The sequence below is a fragment of the Streptomyces sp. CB02980 genome (assembly GCF_014451325.2).
Lineage (GTDB): Bacteria > Actinomycetota > Actinomycetes > Streptomycetales > Streptomycetaceae > Streptomyces.
Genome location: NZ_JACSCH020000015.1, coordinates 1 through 21,957 on the forward strand (window position 1 = coordinate 1; position 21,957 = coordinate 21,957).

21 protein-coding genes are annotated in these 21,957 nt (G+C 72.3%); 6 read left to right on the forward strand and 15 right to left on the reverse strand.

Annotated elements, in window-relative coordinates:
- The coding region (locus E0F75_RS40465; RefSeq protein ID WP_229313860.1) for an acyl-CoA dehydrogenase family protein at positions 1-95 on the reverse strand (95 nt) is incomplete at its 3' end.
- Between the two features lie 125 nt (positions 96-220).
- On the opposite strand from E0F75_RS40465, the gene E0F75_RS27775 reads away from it, so the two are divergent.
- Positions 221-1,546 carry a UDP-glucose/GDP-mannose dehydrogenase family protein gene (locus tag E0F75_RS27775; protein WP_229313698.1) on the forward strand — a complete coding sequence of 442 codons (1,326 nt, stop codon included), beginning with the start codon at positions 221-223 and terminating at the stop codon, positions 1,544-1,546.
- A gap of 112 nt (positions 1,547-1,658) precedes the next feature.
- Here the strand turns inward: E0F75_RS27775 and E0F75_RS27780 are convergent, their stop codons facing one another.
- The 4 genes from E0F75_RS27780 to E0F75_RS27795 all read right to left on the reverse strand — a co-directional run bounded on the left by E0F75_RS27780 (position 1,659) and on the right by E0F75_RS27795 (position 5,659).
- Positions 1,659-2,591, reverse strand: a complete 933-nt coding sequence (locus E0F75_RS27780) for a membrane dipeptidase (protein ID WP_229313699.1) — start codon at positions 2,589-2,591, stop codon at positions 1,659-1,661.
- A 148-nt stretch (positions 2,592-2,739) separates the two neighbouring features.
- The gene (locus tag E0F75_RS27785) at positions 2,740-3,966 is read right to left on the reverse strand and encodes a dipeptidase (protein ID WP_374115441.1); all 1,227 of its coding nucleotides are present in this window, start codon (positions 3,964-3,966) and stop codon (positions 2,740-2,742) included.
- Complete coding sequence (gene purE / locus E0F75_RS27790; protein ID WP_229313862.1) at positions 3,963-4,460, reverse strand: 5-(carboxyamino)imidazole ribonucleotide mutase; 498 nt, start codon at positions 4,458-4,460, stop codon at positions 3,963-3,965. The genes E0F75_RS27785 and purE overlap by 4 nt, the downstream gene beginning before the upstream one ends.
- A 59-nt stretch (positions 4,461-4,519) precedes the next feature.
- Positions 4,520-5,659 carry a 5-(carboxyamino)imidazole ribonucleotide synthase gene (locus E0F75_RS27795; RefSeq protein WP_308189614.1) on the reverse strand — a complete coding sequence of 380 codons (1,140 nt, stop codon included), beginning with the start codon at positions 5,657-5,659 and terminating at the stop codon, positions 4,520-4,522.
- Positions 5,660-5,847: 188 nt separating this feature from the next.
- Between E0F75_RS27795 and E0F75_RS27800 the strand changes: the two genes are divergently transcribed.
- Positions 5,848-6,363, forward strand: coding sequence for a GtrA family protein (locus E0F75_RS27800; protein ID WP_229313701.1), 516 nt, complete (start codon positions 5,848-5,850; stop codon positions 6,361-6,363).
- Between the two features lie 81 nt (positions 6,364-6,444).
- Here the strand turns inward: E0F75_RS27800 and E0F75_RS27805 are convergent, their stop codons facing one another.
- Positions 6,445-7,716, reverse strand: a complete 1,272-nt coding sequence (locus tag E0F75_RS27805) for an ATP-binding protein (protein WP_229313702.1) — start codon at positions 7,714-7,716, stop codon at positions 6,445-6,447.
- A 51-nt stretch (positions 7,717-7,767) separates the two neighbouring features.
- Complete coding sequence (locus E0F75_RS27810) at positions 7,768-8,445, reverse strand: response regulator transcription factor (protein ID WP_030315177.1); 678 nt, start codon at positions 8,443-8,445, stop codon at positions 7,768-7,770.
- Between the two features lie 430 nt (positions 8,446-8,875).
- Between E0F75_RS27810 and E0F75_RS27815 the strand changes: the two genes are divergently transcribed.
- Positions 8,876-10,396, forward strand: a complete 1,521-nt coding sequence (locus E0F75_RS27815; protein WP_229313703.1) for a peptide MFS transporter — start codon at positions 8,876-8,878, stop codon at positions 10,394-10,396.
- A gap of 72 nt (positions 10,397-10,468) precedes the next feature.
- Here E0F75_RS27815 and E0F75_RS27820 read toward each other — a convergent pair whose 3' ends face one another.
- From E0F75_RS27820 to E0F75_RS27845, 6 genes are all read right to left on the reverse strand, one after another.
- Positions 10,469-11,947 carry a hypothetical protein gene (locus tag E0F75_RS27820; protein ID WP_229313704.1) on the reverse strand — a complete coding sequence of 493 codons (1,479 nt, stop codon included), beginning with the start codon at positions 11,945-11,947 and terminating at the stop codon, positions 10,469-10,471.
- A gap of 14 nt (positions 11,948-11,961) precedes the next feature.
- Positions 11,962-13,032, reverse strand: coding sequence for a hypothetical protein (locus E0F75_RS27825; RefSeq protein WP_229313705.1), 1,071 nt, complete (start codon positions 13,030-13,032; stop codon positions 11,962-11,964).
- The gene (locus E0F75_RS27830) at positions 13,029-13,952 is read right to left on the reverse strand and encodes a hypothetical protein (protein ID WP_229313706.1); all 924 of its coding nucleotides are present in this window, start codon (positions 13,950-13,952) and stop codon (positions 13,029-13,031) included. Before E0F75_RS27830 ends, E0F75_RS27825 begins: the two co-directional genes overlap by 4 nt.
- Positions 13,952-14,656, reverse strand: a complete 705-nt coding sequence (locus E0F75_RS27835) for a peptidase (RefSeq protein WP_229313707.1) — start codon at positions 14,654-14,656, stop codon at positions 13,952-13,954. The genes E0F75_RS27830 and E0F75_RS27835 overlap by 1 nt, the downstream gene beginning before the upstream one ends.
- Before the next feature lie 100 nt (positions 14,657-14,756).
- Entirely contained in the window at positions 14,757-15,176 is a 420-nt protein-coding gene (locus E0F75_RS27840; RefSeq protein WP_229313708.1) for an ATP-binding protein, read from the reverse strand.
- A gap of 89 nt (positions 15,177-15,265) precedes the next feature.
- Positions 15,266-15,634: an STAS domain-containing protein gene (locus E0F75_RS27845; RefSeq protein WP_229313709.1), complete on the reverse strand. Its 369-nt coding sequence runs from the start codon at positions 15,632-15,634 to the stop codon at positions 15,266-15,268.
- A gap of 221 nt (positions 15,635-15,855) precedes the next feature.
- On the opposite strand from E0F75_RS27845, the gene E0F75_RS27850 reads away from it, so the two are divergent.
- From E0F75_RS27850 to E0F75_RS27860, 3 genes are all read left to right on the forward strand, one after another.
- Positions 15,856-16,794: an RNA polymerase sigma factor SigF gene (locus E0F75_RS27850; protein WP_229313710.1), complete on the forward strand. Its 939-nt coding sequence runs from the start codon at positions 15,856-15,858 to the stop codon at positions 16,792-16,794.
- 236 nt (positions 16,795-17,030) lie between these two features.
- Positions 17,031-18,224 (forward strand): DegT/DnrJ/EryC1/StrS family aminotransferase, encoded by a 1,194-nt coding sequence (locus E0F75_RS27855; protein ID WP_374115446.1) that lies wholly within the window; start codon positions 17,031-17,033, stop codon positions 18,222-18,224.
- Positions 18,221-20,416, forward strand: a complete 2,196-nt coding sequence (locus tag E0F75_RS27860; protein WP_229313712.1) for a lipopolysaccharide biosynthesis protein — start codon at positions 18,221-18,223, stop codon at positions 20,414-20,416. The genes E0F75_RS27855 and E0F75_RS27860 overlap by 4 nt, the downstream gene beginning before the upstream one ends.
- Positions 20,417-20,433: 17 nt before the next feature.
- On the opposite strand, the gene E0F75_RS27865 is transcribed toward E0F75_RS27860, so the two are convergent.
- Complete coding sequence (locus E0F75_RS27865; protein WP_229313713.1) at positions 20,434-21,495, reverse strand: glycosyl hydrolase; 1,062 nt, start codon at positions 21,493-21,495, stop codon at positions 20,434-20,436.
- Positions 21,492-21,956 carry a hypothetical protein gene (locus E0F75_RS27870; protein WP_229313714.1) on the reverse strand — a complete coding sequence of 155 codons (465 nt, stop codon included), beginning with the start codon at positions 21,954-21,956 and terminating at the stop codon, positions 21,492-21,494. Before E0F75_RS27870 ends, E0F75_RS27865 begins: the two co-directional genes overlap by 4 nt.
- Position 21,957 lies beyond the last annotated feature (1 nt).

The window sequence follows — 21,957 nt, forward strand, 5'->3', positions numbered from 1 at the left end:
ACGATCTTCGCCTCCGCGAGCGCACGCACCGACTCCCGGAGCATGTCGTGCTCCTCGGAGGGCCGATACAGGTCGAAATCAGAAGAACCTGACACTCTCACTCACTCCCACACTGCTAACTACCGTTAAGTAACCCAAAGCGTAGGGCGTGCCCCGGCCTCGGACCAGAGCACGACTATGCTCGGGCAGGCATTCCGCCCGACGTTCACTGGAGACCCGCATGGCCCTGAAGATCACCGTGATCGGCACCGGCTACCTCGGTGCCACCCACGCCGCGGCCATGGCGGAGATGGGCTTCGAGGTCCTGGGGCTCGATGTCGTCCCCGAGAAGATCGAGCTGCTGTCCTCCGGCCGGGTCCCGATGTACGAGCCGGGCCTGGAGGAACTCCTCGCGAAGCACGTGGCCGGCATCGAGGGTTCGAGCGGCCGGCTGCGCTTCACCACCTCCTGGGAGGAGGTCGGCGCCTTCGGCGACGTGCACTTCGTCTGTGTGAACACCCCGCAGAAGCACGGCGAGTACGCCTGTGACATGAGCTACGTGGACGCCGCCTTCGCCTCCCTCGCCGAGGTCGTACGCGAAGGGGCCCTGGTCGTCGGCAAGTCGACCGTGCCCGTCGGCTCGGCCGAGCGGCTCGAGGGCGTGCTCCCGGAGGGCGTGGAGCTGGCCTGGAACCCGGAGTTCCTGCGCGAGGGCTTCGCCGTGCAGGACACCCTGCACCCGGACCGGATCGTCGTCGGCGTGCAGGGCGAGCGGGCCGAGAAGCTGCTGCGCGAGGTGTACGCCGAGCCGGTCGGCGACGGTTCGCCCTTCGTGGTGACCGACTTCCCCACCGCAGAGCTGGTGAAGACCTCCGCGAACTCCTTCCTCGCCACCAAGATCTCCTTCATCAACGCGATGGCCGAGGTGTGCGAGGCCGCCGGCGGCGACGTCGCCAAGCTGGCCGAGGCGATCGGGCACGACGACCGGATCGGTGCCAAGTTCCTGCGCGCCGGCATCGGCTTCGGCGGCGGCTGCCTGCCCAAGGACATCCGGGCCTTCATGGCCCGCGCGGGCGAGCTGGGCGCCGACCAGGCGCTGACCTTCCTCCGCGAGATCGACTCGATCAACATGCGGCGCCGCGGCCAGATGGTCGAGATGGCGCGCGAGGCCCTCGGCGGCAGCACCTTCCTGGGCCGCCGGGTCGCCGTCCTCGGCGCCACCTTCAAGCCGGACTCGGACGACGTCCGCGACTCCCCCGCGCTGAACGTGGCCGGTCAGATACACCTCCAGGGCGGCCAGGTCACCGTCTACGACCCGAAGGGCATGGACAACGCCCGCCGCCTCTTCCCGACCCTCGGATACGCCGAGTCCGCCCTCGAAGCGGTGCGCGGGGCTGACGTGGTGCTGCACCTGACGGAGTGGCGCGAGTTCCGCGAGCTCGACCCGGCGTCGCTCGCCGAGGTCGCCGCCTCGCGGGTGATCCTGGACGGCCGCAACGCGCTGGACTCCGAGCGCTGGCGGGCGGCCGGCTGGACGTACCGGGCGATGGGACGCCCGCGCGCCTGAGCCGGGGACATGGGGAAGAGGGGGCGCCACGGCGCCCCCTCTTCCGTTCCCGCGGTCGGGGGCCGCTCCTGCGGTCAGGCCCCGCTTCTGCCGTCAGGCCCCGCTTCTGCGGTCAGGCCGCCACCGGCCTGATGCGGTTCGTCCGCGACAGGAACTCCGTCTCGCGCAGCGCCCGCGTCACGTTGGCGTGCGCGAGGCCGACCAGTTCCTGGGCGGTCCAGCCCCGGCGGAGGAGCTCCGCGAAGAGCGGGACGTAGCCGGCGGCCGGGGCGGTGGGGTGGGAGACGCCCACACAGTGCGAACCCGCCTCCGTGCGCACCCGGTCCAGGACGTCGGCGACGGCGGCCGGGTCGTCGGTCACCGTGACCATGCAGACGGCGCCGTTCTCGCCGAGCAGGCCCAGGACGTCGTCGGGGAGGCCCTCCGGGGCCGCCCTGGTGAGCAGGGCGGGGGCGCGGGTGACGGCGAGGGTGCGGCGGACCGTGTCCTGGTCGGCGCCGGAGAGGTCCACGGCCAGGCCGATGCGGTTCATCTCCCGTACCGCCTCGCGGGCGAAGCGGTCGAAGCGGGTGAGATTGACGGCCCGTACGCCCAGGGCGTGGTACGCCCGCAGGGTCGCGGCGGAGGCGCCGAGCGCCGTCCAGCTGACCGGGCCGAGCAGGGCGGCGACGCGGCCGCAGTTGCGGACGTGGGCCATCTCGGAGGTCGTGTGGGCGAGGCGCAGGTCCTCGGGGCAGGCGGCGACGAGCGCGCGGATGGCGTCGATCCGCCGCAGGGTCCCGATGACGCCCGCCGCGTCTTCGCCGGGTCCGACGTGCAGCGACCAGAACTGGGCTCCGGCCTCCGCGGCGCGGACGGGCGGGAGGTCTTCCGGGTCGAGGGACCTGGGCAGTTCGGTGTGTCCCTCGACGACGGGCTGGGCCGCCAGGATGGCGCGGGCGCGGGACGTCTCGTCGAGTGGTGGGGGTGGCTCGGGGGGTGCGGGCTCCCCGGCGGCGGCAGGGACGGTGGAGAGGGTGGGATGGTCGTCTAGCAGTTCCGCCATGGTCTTACTCCAACTCGGCGATGCAGTACCGCCCCGCCGAATTGGGCGGGGCAGTACCGTCCACCGTGCCACCGGGCCCGTGCGGGGGCTCGGCGGGCTGAGCCGTCCGGGTGAACGCCGGGGCCGGAGCCGGGGCGTTCACGTGCCGTCAGGCGCCCGGCGCGTCCAGGGAGTCGATCGTCGCATTCGACGGTGCCGTACGGCTCCGCAGGTCGCGCGAGACCGCTTCCGCGTCACGGAGGACGCGGACGGCGTTGGACCAGGTCAGCTTCGCCAGGTCCGGGTGCGACCAGCCGCGGTGCAGCAGCTCCGCGACCAGGTTCGGGTAGCCCGCGACGTCGTCCAGGCCGGCCGGGGTGAAGGCCGTGCCGTCGTAGTCCCCGCCGATGCCGATGTGGTCGATGCCGGCCGCCTCGCGCATGTGGTCGAGGTGGTCGGCGACCGTGGCGGCGGTGGCGATCGGACGCGGGTTCGCCTCCTCGAAGGCGCGGTGCAGCTTCATCGCCTCGGCGGTGGTGTCGAGGTGGTCGAAGCCGTGCGCCCGGAGGTTCTCGTCGGCCCGCGCGGTCCACTCGACGGCCGCGGGGAGGATGAACTTGGGCACGAACGTGGCCATCGCGACGCCGCCGTTGGCGGGCAGCCGCTCCAGGACGTCGTCCGGGATGTTCCTCGGGTGGTCGCAGACCGCCAGGGCCGAGGAGTGCGAGAAGATCACCGGCGCGGCCGAGGCGTCGAGCGCGTCCCGCATGGTCGTCGCGGCGACGTGCGACAGGTCGACGAGCATGCCGGAGCGGTTCATCTCGCGGACGACCGCACGGCCGAAGGCCGAGAGCCCGCCGACACCGGGCGCGTCGGTCGCCGAGTCCGCCCAGTCGTTGTTGTCGTTGTGGGTGAGCGTCATGTAGCGCACGCCGAGGGTGTGCAGGGCGCGCAGGGTGGCGAGGGAGTTGTTGATCGAGTGGCCGCCCTCGGCGCCCTTGAGGGAGGCGATACGGCCCTGCTCGCGGGCCGCCTCCATGTCGTCGGCCGTCAGGGCCGGGGCGAGGTCGCCCGCGTACCGCTCCAGGAGCTGGTCGACGATGTCGATCTGCTCCAGGGTCGCGCTGACCGCGTCGTCGCCCGCCAGCCGGCAGGGCACGTACACCGACCAGAACTGGGCGCCGACGCCGCCGGCCCGCAGCCGCTTGAGGTCGGTGTGCAGGGCGCCGGTCTGGTCCGCGCCGATGTCCATCCGGTCCAGGTCGTACCGGACGTGCTCCCGCAGCGCCCACGGCAGGTCGTTGTGGCCGTCCGCGACGGGGTGGGCGGCGAGCAGCCCGCGGGCCTCGGCGAGGCGGTCGGCCGCACCGCCGGAGGCCCTGTCCGCGGCGCTCACTTGGCGAAGCCGAACGACTCCGCGCCCTCGACCTTGGCCCGCAGGCGCTTGCCCTTCTCGGTCGCCTGGTCGTTCAGCTCCTGCTGGAACTCCCGCATCCGGGTGAGCAGTTCGGGGTCGTGCGCGGCGAGGATGCGGGCCGCGAGCAGGCCCGCGTTCCGCGCGCCGCCGACGGAGACCGTGGCGACCGGCACACCGGCCGGCATCTGCACGATGGAGAGCAGCGAGTCCATGCCGTCGAGGTACTTCAGCGGCACCGGCACGCCGATGACCGGCAGCGGGGTGACGGAGGCGAGCATGCCGGGAAGGTGGGCGGCGCCGCCCGCGCCCGCGATGATCGCCTTGATGCCGCGGCCCGCGGCCTCCTCGCCGTACGCGATCATCTCGCGCGGCATCCGGTGCGCGGAGACGACGTCGACCTCGTACGGGATCTCGAACTCGTCGAGGGCCTGCGCCGCGGCCTCCATGACGGGCCAGTCGGAGTCGGATCCCATGACGATGCCGATCACGGGGGCGGTGGAGGTGTCGGGGCCTGTGCCGGGGCTCGTGCTGCTCACTCGGTGATCGTTCCTCGCAGATAGCCGGCGGCGTGACGCGCGCGCTCCAGCACGTCGTCCAGGTCGTCGCCGTAGGTGTTGACGTGCCCCACCTTGCGGCCGGGCTTCACGTCCTTGCCATACATGTGGATCTTGAGCTGCGGGTCCCTGGCCATGCAGTGCAGGTACGCGGAGTACATGTCCGGGTAGTCGCCGCCCAGGACATTGCACATCACGGTCCACGTCGCGCGCGGGCGCGGATCGCCGAGGGGCAGGTCGAGGACCGCCCGGACGTGGTTGGCGAACTGCGAGGTGATCGCGCCGTCCTGGGTCCAGTGGCCGGAGTTGTGCGGGCGCATCGCCAGTTCGTTGACGAGGATGCGGCCGTCCGTGGTCTCGAACAGCTCGACGGCCAGGTGACCGACGACGCCGAGCTCCTTGGCGATGCGCAGGGCCAGCTCCTGGGCCTGTCCGGCGAGCTCGCCGTCGAGGTCGGGGGCCGGTGCGATCACCGTGTCGCAGACGCCGTCGACCTGCCGGGACTCGACGACCGGGTAGGCGACGGCCTGGCCGTGCGGGGAGCGGACGATGTTCGCGGCGAGCTCGCGCGCGAAGTCGACCTTCTCCTCGGCGAGGACCGGGACACCGGCCAGGAAGGGGTCGCGGGCGTCCTCGGGCGTACGGACGAACCAGACGCCCTTGCCGTCGTAGCCGCCGCGCACCGTCTTGAGGATGATCGGGAAGCCGCCGACCTCGGCGGCGAAGGCCGCCGCGTCCTCGGGGTCCGCCACGATGCGGTGCCGGGGGCTGGGTGCGCCGATCTCGTCGAGCTTGGCGCGCATCACCCCCTTGTCCTGGGCGTGCACCAGCGCGTCGGGCCCGGGGCGGACGGGGATGCCGTCCGCTTCGAGGGCCCGCAGGTGCTCCGTGGGGACGTGCTCGTGATCGAAGGTGATCACGTCACATCCGCGCGCGAAGTCACGCAGCGTAGCCAGGTCGCGATAGTCGCCGATGACGACCTCGCTCACCACCTGCGCCGCAGAGTCCTGCGGGGTGTCGCTGAGGAGCTTGAACTTGATGCCGAGGGGGATGCCCGCCTCGTGGGTCATTCGGGCGAGCTGACCGCCACCGACCATGCCGACTACCGGGAACGTCACCCTCTTAGGGTATCCGCACCATCCGTGAACACTCGTCCGGCTGTGGTTTGGCACAAGAACGACGCTGGTGGGGAGCCGGTTCGCCCGCGGTTTCCCGGGTACACGGGCGGGTGACAGGAGCGCTGGTTAGCATGGTTGGGTTGACGTCACCCGGACGTCATCCGGACGGACGGGACAGAGCCATCACCATGAGTGAACCCGGCGCGCTGCGCACGCGACTCGACCGGCTCGCCCGGGAAGTCGCCAAATTCGGGGTGGTGGGCGGTCTCGGCGTCCTGGTGAACCTCGGCGTCTTCAACATCGTCCGGGGTGCGACGGACATCCCGATGGTCCGGGCCAGCCTGATCGCCACCGTGGTCGCGATCGTCTTCAACTACGTGGGGTTCCGATACTTCACGTACCGCGACCGGGACAAGTCCGGGCGCACCAAGGAGATGTCGCTGTTCCTGCTGTTCAGCGTCGTCGGCATGGTCATCGAGAACGGTGTGCTCTACGCGGCGACGTACGGCTTCGGCTGGGACGGCCCGCTCGCGAGCAACTTCTTCAAGTTCTTCGGCATCGGGATCGGGACGCTGTTCCGCTTCTGGTCGTACCGCACGTGGGTGTTCCGCGCGCTGCCTGCGAAGGAGGCGGTGCAGACCGCCGAATCGTTCCTGGAGCAGGCGCCGCGGCAGGCGGACCGGCGGCAGCCCGACCGCGTCTGAGCCACTGCTCGTCGAAACCCCTGGTCAGCACTACTGACCAGGGGTTTCTTCGGTGTCGTGGGCGGGCGGAGCACGCACGCGTCAGCGAACGGGGCGCTCTCCCTGCCTGTCCGAGAGGCTGCGGACCTCCCGGCTCAGGAACAGTGCGAAGACCGGCGGCTGCTGCTGGAGGAGCTCCAGGCGGCCGCCGTCCGCCTCCGCGAGGTCCCTGGCGACCGCCAGGCCGATGCCGGTGGAGCTGCGGCCGCTGACGGCCCGCTCGAAGATCCGTGCGCCGAGGTCCGCCGGGACGCCCGGGCCCTCGTCGGTGACCTCGATCACCGACTGGTTGCCGGTGACGCGGGTCCGCAGGGCGACCGTGCCGCCGCCGTGCATGAGCGAGTTCTCGATCAGGGCCGCGAGGACCTGGGCGACCGCCCCCGGGGTGCCGACGGCCCGCATGCCCTGCTTGCCGGAGTGGACGATGGCACGCCCCGCGCTGCGGTAGGCGGGCCGCCACTCCTCGATCTGCTGCTTGATGACCTCGTCGAGGTCGAAGGCGACGGCGGAGCCGGTGCGGGGGTCTCGGGAGTTCGTGAGCAGCCGCTCGACGACGTCGGTGAGCCGCTCGACCTGGGTGAGCGCGATCGTCGCCTCCTCCTTGACCGTGTCCAGGTCGTCGGCGAGCGCGACCTCCTCCAGGCGCATGGAGAGGGCGGTGAGGGGCGTACGGAGCTGGTGCGAGGCGTCTGCGGCCAGCCGGCGCTCGGCGGTGAGCATCCGGGCGATGCGCTCGGCGGAGGCGTCCAGGACGTCCGCGACGCGGTCCAGCTCGGGCACCCCGTACCGCTTGTGCCGGGGTCGCGGGTCGCCGGAGCCGAGACGCTCGGCGGTCTCCGCGAGGTCGGTGAGCGGGGACGTCAGCTTGTTGGCCTGCCGTACGGCGAGGAGGACGGCGGCGATGACGGCGAGCAGCGCGACCGCGCCGATGATCATGAGGGTGCGGCCGACCTCGGCGGTGACCGCCGAGCGGGACTCCTCGACGACCACGGTCTCGCCGCGCTCGCCCTCGGCGAGGCCGCGGGTGACGTCGCCCTCCGGGCGGGTGCCGATCTCGATCGTGTCCCGGCCGGGGATGTGGATCTGGGCGTACCGCTTGGCGCCGCTCTGCTCGGACAGGATGTCCGGGTTCACCGGCTCGCCGCCGATGAGCCGGCTGTCGACGATGGAGACGATGCGGAGCGCCTCCAGGTCCACGCTCTCCTGGGCGCTGCTGGAGATGGTGCGGGTCTCGACGATGACCAGGGAGACGCCGAAGACGGCGATGACGACGAGGACGACGGCGAGGGTGGAGTTGATGAGACGGCGACGCACGGTTGCCCTCCGGGCGGGAACGGGAGACGCTCCCGACCTTACGGGCCCCGGCTAGCTCTTCTCGAAACGGAAGCCGACGCCTCTGACCGTGGCGATGTAGCGGGGGTTCGCCGCGTCGTCGCCCAGTTTCTTGCGGAGCCAGGAGATGTGCATGTCCAGGGTCTTCGTGGACGACCACCACGTGGTGTCCCAGACCTCGCGCATCAGCTGGTCGCGGGTGACGACCCGGCCCGCGTCGCGGACCAGGACCCGCAGCAGGTCGAACTCCTTGGCCGTGAGCTGGAGCTCCTCGTCGCCCATCCACGCCCGGTGCGACTCGACGTCGATCCGCACGCCGTGGGTCGAGGGGGCGACGACGGGCTCGGTGGAGCCGCGCCGGAGGAGGGCCCGGACGCGGGCGAGGAGTTCGGCGAGCCGGAACGGCTTGGTGACGTAGTCGTCGGCGCCCGCGTCGAGCCCCACGACCGTGTCGACCTCGTCGGCGCGGGCGGTGAGCACCAGGATCGGGACGGTGTGGCCCTCGGCGCGCAGTCGCCTGGCGACCTCGAGACCGTCCATGCCGGGCAGGCCCAGGTCGAGGACGACCAGGTCCACGCCGCCCTGGAGGCCGGCGTCGAGGGCGGTCGGGCCGTCCTCGCGGACCTCGACCTCGTACCCCTCTCTCCGCAGGGCGCGGGCCAGCGGCTCCGAGATGGATGCGTCGTCCTCGGCGAGCAGTACACGGGTCATGGGGTGATGGTAGTCCGCACGGGTGGGGGGTCGGGGCATGATCCACGGGGATGGAGGGAACCCTGGGGATCTTGTGGGTATCTTGCACATGACCTTCGAATGACCCTGTGCGGTTGCACCCTCACCTGTGATCCATCTCTCAAGTCCTTTCATATCCGGCACTGTCGTGTCGTATGGTGGCTCGACGTCTGTAGCGGTAATCGGGGACCTTTGGCCAGCTTCGCGCGCCAAGGTCCTCTTTCTGCGTGAGGTCGGCTCAGCCGAACCTTGAGGACAGTGAATGACCTGTGGGCCGGGTCCCGGGACGCGACAACGCATCTCCCGGGGCGTGGATCCCGGCGGAGTCCACTCCGAATTCCGCCGGTGCCGGCCTCCCCCACCGGGCGCATCACGCTCACAAGGCGCGCGTCCCGACAGAGCAAGGATCGACATGGCGTCCAGCCTGACGAAGGACTCGGCCGAACCCCTCGGCTACGAGAAGACCTTCCTCGGCCACCCCCGTGGTCTGGCCACTCTCTTCATGACCGAGATGTGGGAGCGCTTCTCCTACTACGGCATGAGGGCCCTTCTCGTTCTGTACCTGGTCTCCGGCGGCGTGGACGCCGCGACGGGCAGCCAGGGCGGCGGCCTCGCGATGACCGCGGCGACGGCGACGGCGATCTACTCCGTCTACGTCTCGATGGTCTACCTGATGGCCATGCCCGGCGGCTGGTTCGGCGACCGTGTCTGGGGCGCCCGCAAGACCGTCGCGATCGCGGCCTCCGTGATCATGCTCGGCCATGTCTCGCTGGCCATCCCCGGCCAGGCGATGTTCTTCGTCGGTCTCGCGCTCGTCGCGGTCGGCTCCGGCCTCCTGAAGGCCAACATCTCGACGATGGTCGGCCACCTCTACAAGGGCGCGGACGACCCGCGCCGTGACGGTGGCTTCACGCTCTTCTACATCGGCATCAACCTCGGCGCGTTCTTCGCCCCGCTGGTCATCGGCACCGTCGGCGAGAAGATCAACTGGCACCTCGGCTTCGCCCTCGCCGCCATCGGCATGGGCCTCGGCCTCGCCGTCTTCCTGATCTTCAGCAAGACGCTGAACCCGAAGAGCAGCGAGGTCCCGAACCCGCTGTCCGCCGCGGAGCGCAAGGCCGTCATCACCAAGGTCGCCGTCGGCGCCGTCCTGATCGCCGCCTTCTACGGCGCCGTCGTCGCCATGGGCATGTACACCCTGAACTGGGCGATGGTCCCGATCACCCTCGCGGGCCTGATCATCCCGGTCGCCGTCCTGGCGCGCATCAAGCGCGACAAGGACCTCGACTCGAGCGAGAAGTCGCGGGTGACCGGCTACATCTGGTTCTTCGTCGCCGCCGCCATCTTCTGGATGATCTACGACCAGGGCGGCTCGACGCTGTCGCTGTTCGCCGACGCCAAGACCGCCGACACGATCTTCGGCCTCGGCTTCCCCGCCACCTGGTACCAGTCGCTGAACCCGCTGTTCGTGATGGCGCTCGCCCCGGTCTTCGCCTGGCTGTGGCTGTGGCTGGCCCGGAAGAACCAGGAGCCGAACACCATCGTGAAGTTCGCGATGGGTCTGGTCCTCGTCGGCGCCTCGTTCTTCGTCTTCATCGTCCCGATGAACATGGCGGGCGACGGCACCAAGGTCTCCCCGATGTGGCTGGTCACGATCTACATGATCCAGACCATCGGTGAGCTGTGCCTCTCCCCCGTCGGCCTCTCCGTCACCACGAAGATGGCGCCGAAGAAGTACGCCTCCCAGATGATGGGCGTCTGGTTCCTCGCCGTCACCGCCGGTGACTGCACCACGGGTCTGCTCTCCATCGCGGGCGTGGACCTGAACGGGACAGGGATCATCGCCATGCAGGCGACGCTCGCCGTCGCGGCGGGCTTCGCGATCTACATGTACCGCAAGAAGGTCCAGGGGCTCATGGGCAGCGTCCACTGACCTCCCCCGTACGGCCGTGAGGGCCGCCGCACCGATCCGGTGCGGCGGCCCTCCGCCGTTTCCGGCCCCGCGTCAGCGCCTGAGGCGCGCCCACGGGGTGAAGGTGAACACGGCGCCGCCGAGCAGGATCACCGTGCCGGCGACGAGGGCGAGGGCGCGCAGGGCGCCGTCGTCCTCGGCGCCGGTCTCCGCGAGGTTCCCGCCGTCGGAGCCGCCGGAGCCGGAACCGCTCCCGCTGCCGGAGCCCGAGCCGCTGCCCGAGCCCGAGCCGTTGCCGTCGCCGCCCGAGGCGCCGCCCGCCTGCTTGCTCGTGTCCAGTTCGAGGGAGGCCTGGACGGCGCCCTTCACCTGGCACGGGATGTCCATCCCCGAGCTGCCGAGGGTGACCTTGATGGTCAGCGTGCCGGGGCTGAGCGTGGACTTACCGGTCGCTCCGGGCTTGTACGTGCCCTTCATGTCCGGCAGGTTCACCGGGTCGCCCAGCTTCAGCGCGGTGGGGTTCGGGGGTCCCGAGACGTTCACCGTGCCGCTGTCGGATCCGCCGATCTTGATTGCCATGGAGGCCTTGAGGGCTCCCTTGGGGAGGGCGGCGGGGCTGTTCATGACGCCCTTGGCCGTCCTGACCGTGAGGTCGTACACACCGCCGTTCTTCTTGGCGTCGATCGTCACCTTGGAGTTGATCGGGTCCGGGCCGGGGGCCTGACAGCCGAACGTGACGGAGACCTCCTTGCCGGGGAAGGACGTCTCGCCGCCGCCACCGCCGCTCGCACCGCCGCTGGAGGATCCGCCGGAGGCCGAGCCGGAACCCGAGCCGGAGGATCCGCCGGAGGTCGATCCGGAGCCCGAGCCGCCGGATCCGCCGGAGGACGAGGTCGAGGAGCCGCCGGTGTTGTTAGAGCCGCCGCCGGTCGTGGTCGAGCCGCCCGTGGTGCTGCCGCTCGCGTTGCCGCCCGACGTCGTCGTCGTACCGCCGGTGGTCGTCGTGGACCCGCCGTTCGTGCCGCCCGTCGTCGTACCGCCGCCACCGGCCGTGACCTTGATCGTGGCCGCGACCGGCACCGTCTCCTTCGGGGCGCACTTCGTGTCCGTCGACAGCGGCTTGGACACGTTGATCGTGTACTTGTCGGGGGTGAGGGTGATCTCACCCGCCGCCGTCAGCTTCAGCTTCCCCTTCATCTCGGGCAGCACCATCGGGCTGTTCTTGGGGATCGGCGGGTTCTTCCGGGGACCCTCCATCGCGACGGTGCCGCTCCCCGCGCCGCCCACGGTGAGGACGCCGGTCGGCTTGACCGTGTCCGCGCCGAGGTCGAGCACGTCGGGGTTCTTCGAAGCGGCCTGGACCGTCTTCCAGACGATCTCGACCTCGTCGCCGACCTTGGCCTCCGCCGGTGCCGTGATCAGCACCTTCGTCGTGCCCTGCACGGGCGGAAGCCCGGAGATGGACGGCGGGATGCACTCCGTCTTGTACGAGACCTCGGCGGCCTGGGCGGGGCCGGCGGAAATCATGATCCCCGCGCCGCCGAGCATCAGCGCGACGCCGGCCGCGCTCATCCTCCGTTGCGTACTCACGCATGTCCCTTCGTCGTCGGGCTGCTCTCTGGGGCTGACGGTGCGGAGTCAGGACTGAACCACGGCAGGACCGCGGTCGGTTCGTCGTCCCCCGGACCCCGGAGCGCGGAGTCGCGCGCCGGGTCGGGGGCACGTGTGCGGAGCCGGGCCAGGGGCGCGGTCCGGGGCCGCGCCCGGGGCCTGGGCCGGGGCCGGGCGGGGCCCGTCGCCGGGCGGACGCGGTCCACCACGGCCATCCCGATCCGGAACAGCGCCGCCGGGACGACCACGGCGAGCAGCAGCCAGAAGAGCGTCACGCCCCAGGGCCTGCCGACCCCCCACGGTTGCTCGACCAGGACCTTTCCCGCGTACCGCACGGAGACCTGGTAGTCGCCGTGCGCGCCCGCCGTCAGTTCGACGGGGAGCCGGACGAGGGCCTTCCTGCCGGGGGCGATCGTGCCGCGCCACTGCCGTTCCTCGTACTGCGGGGCGAACACGCCGTGGCTGGAGCCGACCTGGAAGACCGGGTCCTTCACGGGGGCGGAGCCGAGGTTGCCGACGGTGAAGACGACCTCGCGGCTCGGCGGCGCCCCGAACCAGGTGAGGAGGCCGCTGGAGCCGTCGAGGCGTACGGCGGCGAGGACGGCGAGCCGGCCGTCGCCCGAGGCCTCGGGGAGCGGTGCGACGGGATGCCCGGCGACGGTGAACTCCCGGTCGACGGCGTCTGGTTGGCCGGTCACCCCAGCGACGTGCACCACGCAGGGGCAGGGCTTGGGCGGTTCGGCGACCGGGAGTTTCGCGCTGAAGCCGCCCCGGGCGTCGACGGTGGCGGCCCGGCCCTCGGTGTTGGCGCAGGAGTTGGTGCCGCCGATGACGCCCTTGTCGGGCGCGGCCTGGCCGCAGATCAGCAGCATGAGCAGCGCGCCCGGTTTCCAGCCGCTGCCGCTGACGGTGACCTCGCCGCCCTTGCCGCCCTCCGCCTGGGAGAGCTCGACGGCGGGGCCGGGGGCCGCGACGGCGGGGGCGGCCGGGAGGAGACCGAGGCCGAGCACGGTCACGAACGCCGCAGCTGTACGCATCCACCTCATGTGTTCGCTCCCGCCGGGGCTCGCCTGGTACGGGACCTGCCGCGCCGCCGTACCGCGTGACCGCCGCCGCCCGCCGCGAGCAGCAGCAGTCCGGCCGCCCCGGCGAGCACCGGGCCCGAGGCGAAGGAGGCCTCGGCGCGGGCGGTGGCCGGGGCCGCGCCGGCGGCGGTGGCGGTCAGCCGGACGGTGACGGAGTCGAGGGCCGGCGGGTCGGGCCAGGCTTCGGTACGGGTGGCCCGCTGACCGGGCTTCAGGGTGAGCGGCAGGGGCCGGCCCGGCCGGTCGAGGACGGTGCCGAGGACGCCTTCGGCGCGCACCGCGAGGTGCGGGGCGAGGACGGTGGTGCCCCGGTTGACCAGGGTGTAGCGGAGGGCGCCGGTCTCGGTGTCGACGTGGACGTCCTCGACGGTGAGCGCGGCGAGCCGGGGGCCGCTGACCCGCAGCCGCAGGTCGACGCGTATCTCCCGGCCGGCCGCCGAGGCCCGTACCGCCCCCCGGTGTTCGCCGGGCGGGGTGTCCGCGGTGACGGTCACGGCGAACGGCACGTCCGCCCGGGTCCTGGCGGGCACGGTCACCGTCCGGGCGGCGAAGGACACCGGTGCGCCCTGCCCGCTGAGCCGTACCGTGAGCGGCCGGGCGCCCGGATTGGTCAGCGACAGGGTGTCCTGGAGGACGCTCCCGGCCGGGCCCTCCAGATAGGCGTACGGCCGCCCGGCGGCGGGCGCCGCCGACCAGGAGACCGGGGCGTCGGAGGAAGCCGCGGCCCGGACGCCGGAGGGGGCCGCGGCTCTGGCGTCGGCGAAAGCCGCGGCCCGGACGCCGGAGGGGGCCGCGGCCCAGGCGCCCGAAGGCGCCGCCGCGACCGCGCCGACGAGGGCGGTCGCGACGGCCACGAACCCGGTGCGTGCCGCCGTCCGCATCAGCGAGCCGTGCGCCGCGTGAGCCAGAGGACTCCGGCCGCGCCGGTGAGGAGGACGGTGCCGCCGAGGGTGCCGAGGGCCACGGCGGAGTCGAGCGGGCCGGTCTTGGGCAGTTCGGCGCCCGTGTTCTCCTCGTCGTCGCCCTCGTCGGCGGGCGGCGGGGTGTCGGAGCCGCCGGAGAGCCCCGTCACCTCCAGTTCGAGGGAGGGCTTGGGGTTGTTCTTCGGGGTGCAGACGGCCGCGTCCATGCCGAGCGCGTGCACGGTCAGCGTCCCGGCCGTGAAGGTGACCTTGCCGTTCTTCTTCGGGGTGTACGTGCCCGTGAGCGTGCCGATCCTGATCGGGGTGTCGGGCGGGATGGCGGCCGTGTTCGGCGTTCCCTTGACCTTGACGGTGCCGGAGTCGGCACCGCCGAGGACGAGGTCGGCGCGCGGCGTCATGACGCCTTTGGGCAGCTCGACGGGGCTGTCGGAGACGCCCTTCTCGAACGACATGGTGATCGTGTACGCGCTGCCGTTCTTGACGGCCTTGATGTCGACGGGCGAGACGGCACCCTTGGGCCCGATCTTCGTCTCACAGGCGTAGTTGACGTCGACGACGGCCGCCTGGGCGGCCGGCGCGCCGGCGAGCACGGCCGCGCCCGCCACCGCGACCGCCGCCGTGAGCGCGGCGGTCGTTCTCCTCCGGTTCGGCTCCTTGGACACCCCGAGCACCCCTCACCGCAATGAAACTGACGGTCTTTCAGATTGGGCGTCAAGGTACGCCCGGGGCCTTGCGGAGGGAAGAAGAGGGACGGTGAAAGTCCTAGGCGGGTGCGGAGAGTTCGGCCCAGACCGTCTTTCCGGGGGCTCCGGGGGTGCGCTCGATGCCCCAGTCGAGGCAGAGCCGCTGCACGATGAACATGCCGTGGCCGCCCGGGCGCCCCGACCGGTGCGGGGTGCGGGGCGCGGGAGCTCCGGCGCCCCGGTCGGTGACTTCGAGGCGCAGGGCCTTGGGCAGCCGCAGGACGCGGAGGCGTTCGGGGCCCTCGGCGTGCAGACAGGCGTTGGTGACGAGCTCGGAGACGACGAGCAGGACGTCCTCCGCGGCGGCCCTGCGGTCGGCGGTGGCGGCCGGCAGCCAGCCCCACTCGTGGAGCGCGGACCGTGTGAAGTCACGGGCCAGCGGCACGGTGCCGCTGGTCTCGCCGAGGGCGAGCGTACGGACGTCGGAAGCTTGGTCCATCAGCGCTTCACCTCACCGATCGACGGGACAGAGGGCAGGACGTACGGGCGGTACGGGGCCGGGTCGTGGAGGCGGGCCCGGCCGGGGGGTCAGCCGGGCAGGGCTGTGGCGAGTGTCTCGTGCACCGTGAAGACGGCCTCCGCGCCCGTGATGTGGAACACCCGGGCCACTGCGGGCCGCATCCCCACGAGATGGACGCCACCGCCGGCGGCGTCCGCCCTCAGCCGGGCGCCGAGGAGCACGTTGAGCCCGGTCGAGTCGCAGAACTCCAGGCCCGAGCAGTCGACGACGAGTCGCGAACGGCCCGCGTCCAGTGCCTGGTCCAGGGGGGAACGCAGCAGTTCGGCGGTGTAGTGATCGAGCTCACCCACCGGAGCCAGGAGTTCGGTCCGGTCCACGGTCCGGACCTCGACCCGCAACCGCGCGGGCGGTGCGCTGCCGATGCTCTCGCGGTCCATGGCCGTGCCTCTTCTCGCTCTCGCGGATGCCGACTGACGTGCCTCGAACCCTACAAGCGGGGCGCCCTCCGATGCACACGAGGTCCACCACATAACGGGACAAAGCGGATTATCGATACTTGCGGCCTTCGCCGTCGAGCAGGTAGGGCTAGTAGGGAACACCCGACACGACCGGCTTCGGAGGCGCCGCAAACCGCAGCAAAGACCCACGAAGGAGACCCATGTCACCCCGGCTCGACGCCCCGCGTACCCCCGACGCGCCGTCGGCAGCAGTCCCCCTGGACCATCCGCTCGACCACCTTGCCGAGCTCTCCCACGAGCTCCCGCACGCACTCCCGCACGACCGGGCGCTCACGCTCCCGTTCGACCGGCCGCTCGACGACATCGGACCGGTCGACGCGCGCGCCCTGTCGAAGCAGCTCTTCGCCCGGCTCGCCGAGCTCGAAGAGGGCACCCACGACCACGCGTACGTCCGCAACACGCTCGTCGAACTCAACCTGGCCCTGGTCAGGTTCGCCGCCGCCCGGTTCGGCACCCGCAGCGAGCCGATGGAGGACATCGTCCAGGTCGGCACCATCGGCCTCATCAAGGCGATCGACCGCTTCGAGCTCACCCGCGGCGTGGAGTTCCCCACCTTCGCGATGCCCACGATCATCGGCGAGATCAAGCGCTTCTTCCGCGACACCTCGTGGTCCGTGCACGTGCCGCGCAGGCTCCAGGAGCTGCGGCTCGACCTCGCCAAGGCGGGCGACACCCTCTCCCAGCGCCTCGACCGCGCGCCGACCGTCGCCGAACTCGCCGCGGAACTCGGCATCGCGCCGGAGGAGGTCGTCGAGGGCATGGCCGCGAGCAACGCGTACACCGCGAGCTCGCTCGACGCGCAGCCCGACGAGGAGGAGGGCCCCGGCGGCGAGGCCACGCTCGCCGACCGGCTGGGCTACGAGGACCACGGCCTCACCGGGATCGAGTACATCGCCTCCCTGAAGCCGATGATCGCCTCGCTGCCCGCCCGCGAGCGGCACATCCTCTCCCTCCGCTTCGTCTCCGGCATGACCCAGTCGGAGATCGGCATCGAGCTCGGCATCTCGCAGATGCACGTGTCCCGGCTGCTCGCCCGCACCCTCGCGAGGCTGCGCCGGGGGCTCACTCTGGAGGAATGACCTCCACCGGCTTCCCCGAGCCGCCAAAATGGCTGCGGAAAGGGCCCGTTCACGGTCTTTCGACCCGTGACGGGCCCTTCCGCATGCCGCGTCCCGAGCCACTCCCGCGGTCGCTCGCGCGACCAACCGCGCGACCGGGACGCCTTGTTGACGCGGCGTCCGGAATGGGCCACATTGAGCCCCGGGGTTCAGGGGGGAATCACATGTTTTCTGCGTACGCGGAACTGGAAGAACGCATGCGCGGCCGGCTCGGGGGCAGGGAGTGCCTCTACGTGCCGTCGTGCCGCTTCGGGCTCTACCTCGCGCTGCGGCACTGGTGCCGGCCCGGCGGCAAGGTGCTGATGTCACCGGTCAACGACGACGTCATCTTCTTCGTCGTCCTGGCCGCCGGGCTCCGCCCCGTCCAGGCACCGCTCGACCCCCGGGACGGCTCGATCGACACGGCCGCCGTGCCCGAGTCCGTCTGGCGGGACCTCTCCGCCGTCCTCACCACCAATCTGTACGGGAACCCCGACCCGGTTCCCGAGCTGCGGGGCCACTGCGACCGGCTCGGCATCCCGCTGATCGAGGACGCGGCCCACGCGATCGGCTCCACCGCCGGCGGGCGCCCGGTCGGCACGTACGGCGAGGCGTCCGTCTTCAGCCTCTCGAAGCACACCGGCGCCAAGACCGGCGGCTTCCTGACCCTCGCCGACCCGGCGCTGCGCGAGGAACTCGCCGCCGCCCGCGAGGCCTTGCTGCACCCGACCCGCCCCACCGCCGAACTCGCCCACCTGGTACGGCCCTACGCCGAGTCCACCCTGCGCGGACTGCGCCTGGTCGGGGCCGCGCGGGCGGCCGTCCGGCGGCTCGGCCTCGAGGAACGGGAGGAGATCCGGATGCCGCTCCGCGCCGGGGAGCTGACCCGGGCCCTCACGGCGGCGCCCGCACTCGAACCCTTCCACTCCTGGGTCCGGGTCGACATGCACGACTACCGGCTGCGGCCCGGCGCCGGCCGGCTCCGCCGCACCACCCGCAGGTTCGCCCGGCTCGACGACGTCCTCGACGCCCACCGGGCGGGCACCGCCCTGCTCCTGGCCGGCGAGTACGGCACGGCGGAGGTGTTCCCGGGCGGCGTGCCGGAGGAGCCCCCGACCGGCACGCCGCCGCAGCCGCTCTACCGGGTTCCGCTGCTCGTCGACGACCGGGACGCGGCCGTCGCCGCCCTCGCCCGGCGCCGGATCACCACCGGCTATCTCTACGACCCGCCGCTCGACAGCTACGCGGGAGAGGCCTTCACGGACCCCTCCCCCGCGCCGGAACCGGCCGCCTGGTTCGCCCGGCACGCCCTGCCGGTGGACCCGCGCCGGGCGGCCGAGGCCCTCGCGGTACTGCGCGGCGCCGGGATCCGCCCGGCGCGCCCGTCGATGGTCCCCGGCGGGTCACGGTGACGGAGACGGTACGGCTGCGGGGGTCCGACCGGGACGACGCGGCAGGCACGGCTGGCACGGCGAACTGCGCACCGGCGTCGGCCGGGGCGAAGGACGGCAAGGGGCCGGGCTCCGACTCGCGCTCGGGCTCACGCCCCGACTCGGGAGCCGACTCGGGCTCCGACTCCGCCGAAAACTCCATGTTCCGCAACGCCTATGCCCTGATGCTCTCCACCGGCGTCTCGGCCGCCCTCGGGCTCGGCTTCTGGCTGATCGCCGCCCGCTACTACTCGGAGGAGGCCGTCGGCCAGGGCTCCGCCGCCATCGCCGCACAGCGGATGCTCGCCTCGATCACGGCGACCACCCTGTCCGGCGCGGTCGTCCGGTACGTGCCGCGGGCCGGCCGCGCCACCGGCCCGCTGGTCGTGCGCCTGTACCTGTTCAGCACGGTCGTCGTCGCCGTGGCCTGCGGGATCTTCCTGCTCACCCTCGACCTGTGGGGGCCCTCGTACGCCCCGCTCGGCACCGTCTCCGCCGGGATCTTCTTCACCGCGTCCGCGGTCGGCTGGGCCCTGCTCACCCTCCAGGACGGAGTGCTCACCGGGCTGAGACGCGCGATCTGGGTCCCCGTCGGCAACGCCGTCTTCTCGCTCGGCAAGCTCGTCCTGCTCGTCCTCCTGGCGACCGCCGTGCCGATCCTCGGCGTCTTCGTCTCCTGGGCGGCGGCGATCGTGCTCTCCGTCCTGCCGCTGGGCTGGCTCGTGTTCCGCCGCCTCATCCCCCAGCAGGCCCGTGCCGACCGGGACCGCGAGCCGCCGAGCATGCGGGAGATCGGCCGGTTCATCGCCGGGGACTCCGTCGGCGCCTTCTTCAGCCTCATCATGATCAGCCTGCTGCCGGTGATGGTCGCCGTCCGCTTCGACGCCGCCCACAACGCCTTCTTCTACACGGCGTACACCGTCGGCGGCACCATGGAGTTCATGGCCATCAACATGGCCTCCTCGCTCACCGCGCACGCCTCGCACAGCCCCGAGTCCCTCGCCGAGGGGGTGCGGGGCGCGCTGCGCCGCATGGTGCTGCTGCTCGTCCCCGTCGTCCTCGTCCTCGTCGTCTTCGCGCCGCTGATCCTGGCCCCCTTCGGCCAGGGCTACCAGGACAACGGCTCCACCGTGCTGCGGCTCCTCGCCGCCGCGGCACTGCCCCGGGTCGCCGTCGAGCTCTACATCGGCGTGCTGCGGGTCCAGGGCCGTACGGGCATGCTCGCCGTCCTCCAGGGCGCCATGTGCGTCCTCGTGCTCGGCAGCGCGGCCGTGCTGCTCGGCCCGTACGGCATCAGCGGGGCAGGGATCGCCGTCCTCGGCGCGATGACCCTGATGGCGGTGGCCTGCGTGCCGGGCCTGCGGGCCACCCTCAAGGGCCGGACACCGGCCGAGCGCCCCCGGGCGGCGGCCCGGGTGAAGGAGCGCGAGGAGGACGGGTACGGCACCAACTGGGCGCGGGAGAGCGCCTATCTGCGGGGCGCGCACGAGTCGGTGACGCCGGCCTTCGGCATCCCGGTGTACGTGCCCCGGCAGCGTGACGACGAGCCCGCGGGCCCGCTCGCACGGCCCCTGCCGCCCCCGGCGTCCCGGCCCGAGACGCCGGACGCGCCCGACCGTTGGGGGACCTGGCTGTGGCCGGCGCTCGGCCTGGCGGCCGGTCTCTTCTGGTTCCCGCTCGCCCGGTCCGGCGAGCTGGACGTGGCGACGCTGTCCGGCACCGGACTGCTCGCCGCGCTGCCCCCGGTCACCCTCCTCGCCGGCCTGCTCCTGGTCGCCCTCCAGGGCGCGGCCGTCGGACTCCGCTTCTTCCGGCCCGCGTTCGCCGGGGCGGTCCTGCTCGCCACCTTCCTGGCCCTGCACACGGCGCCGCCGCTGCTCGGCCTGCGGCCGGCCGACGCGGCGGGTCCCGGGGCGACGCTCCTGGGCGAAGGCGTCGAGCGGGCGGTCGTCCCGATCGCGCTGCAGGCGCTGAGCCTGCTCCTGACGGCCGTGCTGCTGCGGGTGGTCGGGGTGGGCGCGCGGGTCACGGCCGGTGTGGTGTGGGTCCTGGTCTGGGCGGGCTGGGCGGGTCAGCAGGCCTTCGCCACCGCCCCGCTCCCGCTCTTCCTGGGCCTGGCCGGCGGCACGATGGCGGTGTGCGCCTTCCGGGGCCTGACGTCGGGGCGCCGCTGAGCGCGGCTGCTCGCGGGTCAGCGGTCCGGTACGTCCTGCCGGAAGTACGGGTCCCGCCCGGCGATCCGGTAACCCTCCAGGCCGGGCCCGGAGTCGACGGTCAGATCGCAGCCGGCCCCGGGCACGGCCCGGTTCCAGTGCACGTACGCCCGCGCCTCCGGCAGGGTCGGCGCCACCTTCGGGATCGCGGTGTACCAGTCGCGCTGCCGCTCGGGCCTCTTCGGGTCGGGGGCGGTGGAGAACTCGGAGAGCATGATCGGCTTGTCGTCGGAGATGTTCCTCCGGAGCCAGTCGTAGCTGGGGCGCTGGCTCCGCTCGAAGTCGAGCCAGTCCGGCGACTTGTGGCAGAGGTAGTAGTTGTACTGGTCCATGCCGATCCAGTCGACGTAGTCGTCGCCCGGGTAGAGCGCCTTCATCTGCTCGGCGTTGCCGAGCCAGCCGGAGACGGTCCACACCCACACCACGTTGGTGACGCCCAGCTTCCGGAAGCGGTCGTGGAGGTGGCGGTAGGCGGCGACGTACTCCTCGGGGGTCCCGGCGCCCTCGGGGATGCGGAAGTCCGCCTCCTGGTCGAAGGAGAAGAAGACCCGCTTGCCGTACTCCTTGATCCGCCGGGCCTGCGGGTCGATGACGGAGGTGTCGTACCGCCCCGAGGCGATGTTCTTCCAGCCGAGCTGTCTCTCGGTCCAGTTGGCGTGGTGCTTCTCGGTCCACACGGTGGACTCCCAGGCCAGCATGAGGAGTCGCTCGCGGCCGAGTTCACGCTCGTCGGGGGTGAGCAGTTCGCCGTCGGCCCTGCTCCCCGACATGTCGTGGTACGTGTACACGAGGTCGAGCTTGCGGCCGATCTTCTTCTCGAAGGCGTACACGGGCCGGGTGAGCGAGCTGTCCTCGTCGTGCGGGATGTACGCGCCCCACCAGGCCCCGCACGGGGCGACGAGGGCGGCGTCGGGGGTGCAGCGGTCGTCGCCCTCGGCGAGGGTCGACCAGACCCCGATGCCGGCGGTCAGCGCGCCGACCGCGGCGAGCGCGATCGCGAGCCGGGTCCAGGGGCCGGCCTGGGCGTGCCGCCCGGTCATCCGCCCCCACCGGTCCCTCGTTTGCGGAACTGCGGCGCGCGGAACCGGAGCGTGCGGGTCCGGGAGGGGCGGGCGCCGTCGCGCTCGACGGCCCCGCGCGTGGCGGCCGGCAGCGGGACTCCGGGCAGGGCGGCGACGACGCTCACGAAGAGGGCGAGGACGACGAGGAAGACGGTCAGCGAGAAGGCCTTCGCGAGGAACAGGGTGGTCGCGACGAGGGTGGCCACGGACAGACTGACCGGCGCGGCCAGCGCCAGCGCCTCGAGACGGGCGCCGGGGCGCAGTCCGAGCGGCTGCGGGAGCAGGAGGGCCAGGCCGGGCGCGAGCACGACGAAGGCGAGGACGGGGATCCAGCGCGCCGGGGAGCCGCCGGGGAGCGCGGTCGCCGCGAGGGCGACCCATCCGGAGGCCGCGAGCGCGGCTCTGCGCTGGACACGTGGGGTCAGGCGTGGGTGGGCCATG

What these genes read in the sequence shown, in the direction of transcription:
- purE (WP_229313862.1), bottom strand. Translation starts at nt 4,460, where the DNA reads ATGGGATCCGACTCCGACTGGCCCGTCATGGAGGCCGCGGCGCAGGCC.
- E0F75_RS27780 (WP_229313699.1), bottom strand. Translation starts at nt 2,591, where the DNA reads ATGGCGGAACTGCTAGACGACCATCCCACCCTCTCCACCGTCCCTGCC.
- E0F75_RS27825 (WP_229313705.1), bottom strand. Translation starts at nt 13,032, where the DNA reads ATGAGGTGGATGCGTACAGCTGCGGCGTTCGTGACCGTGCTCGGCCTC.
- E0F75_RS27845 (WP_229313709.1), bottom strand. Translation starts at nt 15,634, where the DNA reads ATGGACCGCGAGAGCATCGGCAGCGCACCGCCCGCGCGGTTGCGGGTC.
- E0F75_RS27775 (WP_229313698.1), top strand. Translation starts at nt 221, where the DNA reads ATGGCCCTGAAGATCACCGTGATCGGCACCGGCTACCTCGGTGCCACC.
- E0F75_RS27815 (WP_229313703.1), top strand. Translation starts at nt 8,876, where the DNA reads ATGGCGTCCAGCCTGACGAAGGACTCGGCCGAACCCCTCGGCTACGAG.
- E0F75_RS27820 (WP_229313704.1), bottom strand. Translation starts at nt 11,947, where the DNA reads ATGAGCGCGGCCGGCGTCGCGCTGATGCTCGGCGGCGCGGGGATCATG.
- E0F75_RS27810 (WP_030315177.1), bottom strand. Translation starts at nt 8,445, where the DNA reads ATGACCCGTGTACTGCTCGCCGAGGACGACGCATCCATCTCGGAGCCG.
- E0F75_RS27855 (WP_374115446.1), top strand. Translation starts at nt 17,031, where the DNA reads ATGCGCGGCCGGCTCGGGGGCAGGGAGTGCCTCTACGTGCCGTCGTGC.
- E0F75_RS27840 (WP_229313708.1), bottom strand. Translation starts at nt 15,176, where the DNA reads ATGGACCAAGCTTCCGACGTCCGTACGCTCGCCCTCGGCGAGACCAGC.
- E0F75_RS27830 (WP_229313706.1), bottom strand. Translation starts at nt 13,952, where the DNA reads ATGCGGACGGCGGCACGCACCGGGTTCGTGGCCGTCGCGACCGCCCTC.
- E0F75_RS27870 (WP_229313714.1), bottom strand. Translation starts at nt 21,956, where the DNA reads ATGGCCCACCCACGCCTGACCCCACGTGTCCAGCGCAGAGCCGCGCTC.
- E0F75_RS27865 (WP_229313713.1), bottom strand. Translation starts at nt 21,495, where the DNA reads ATGACCGGGCGGCACGCCCAGGCCGGCCCCTGGACCCGGCTCGCGATC.
- E0F75_RS27800 (WP_229313701.1), top strand. Translation starts at nt 5,848, where the DNA reads ATGAGTGAACCCGGCGCGCTGCGCACGCGACTCGACCGGCTCGCCCGG.
- E0F75_RS27850 (WP_229313710.1), top strand. Translation starts at nt 15,856, where the DNA reads ATGTCACCCCGGCTCGACGCCCCGCGTACCCCCGACGCGCCGTCGGCA.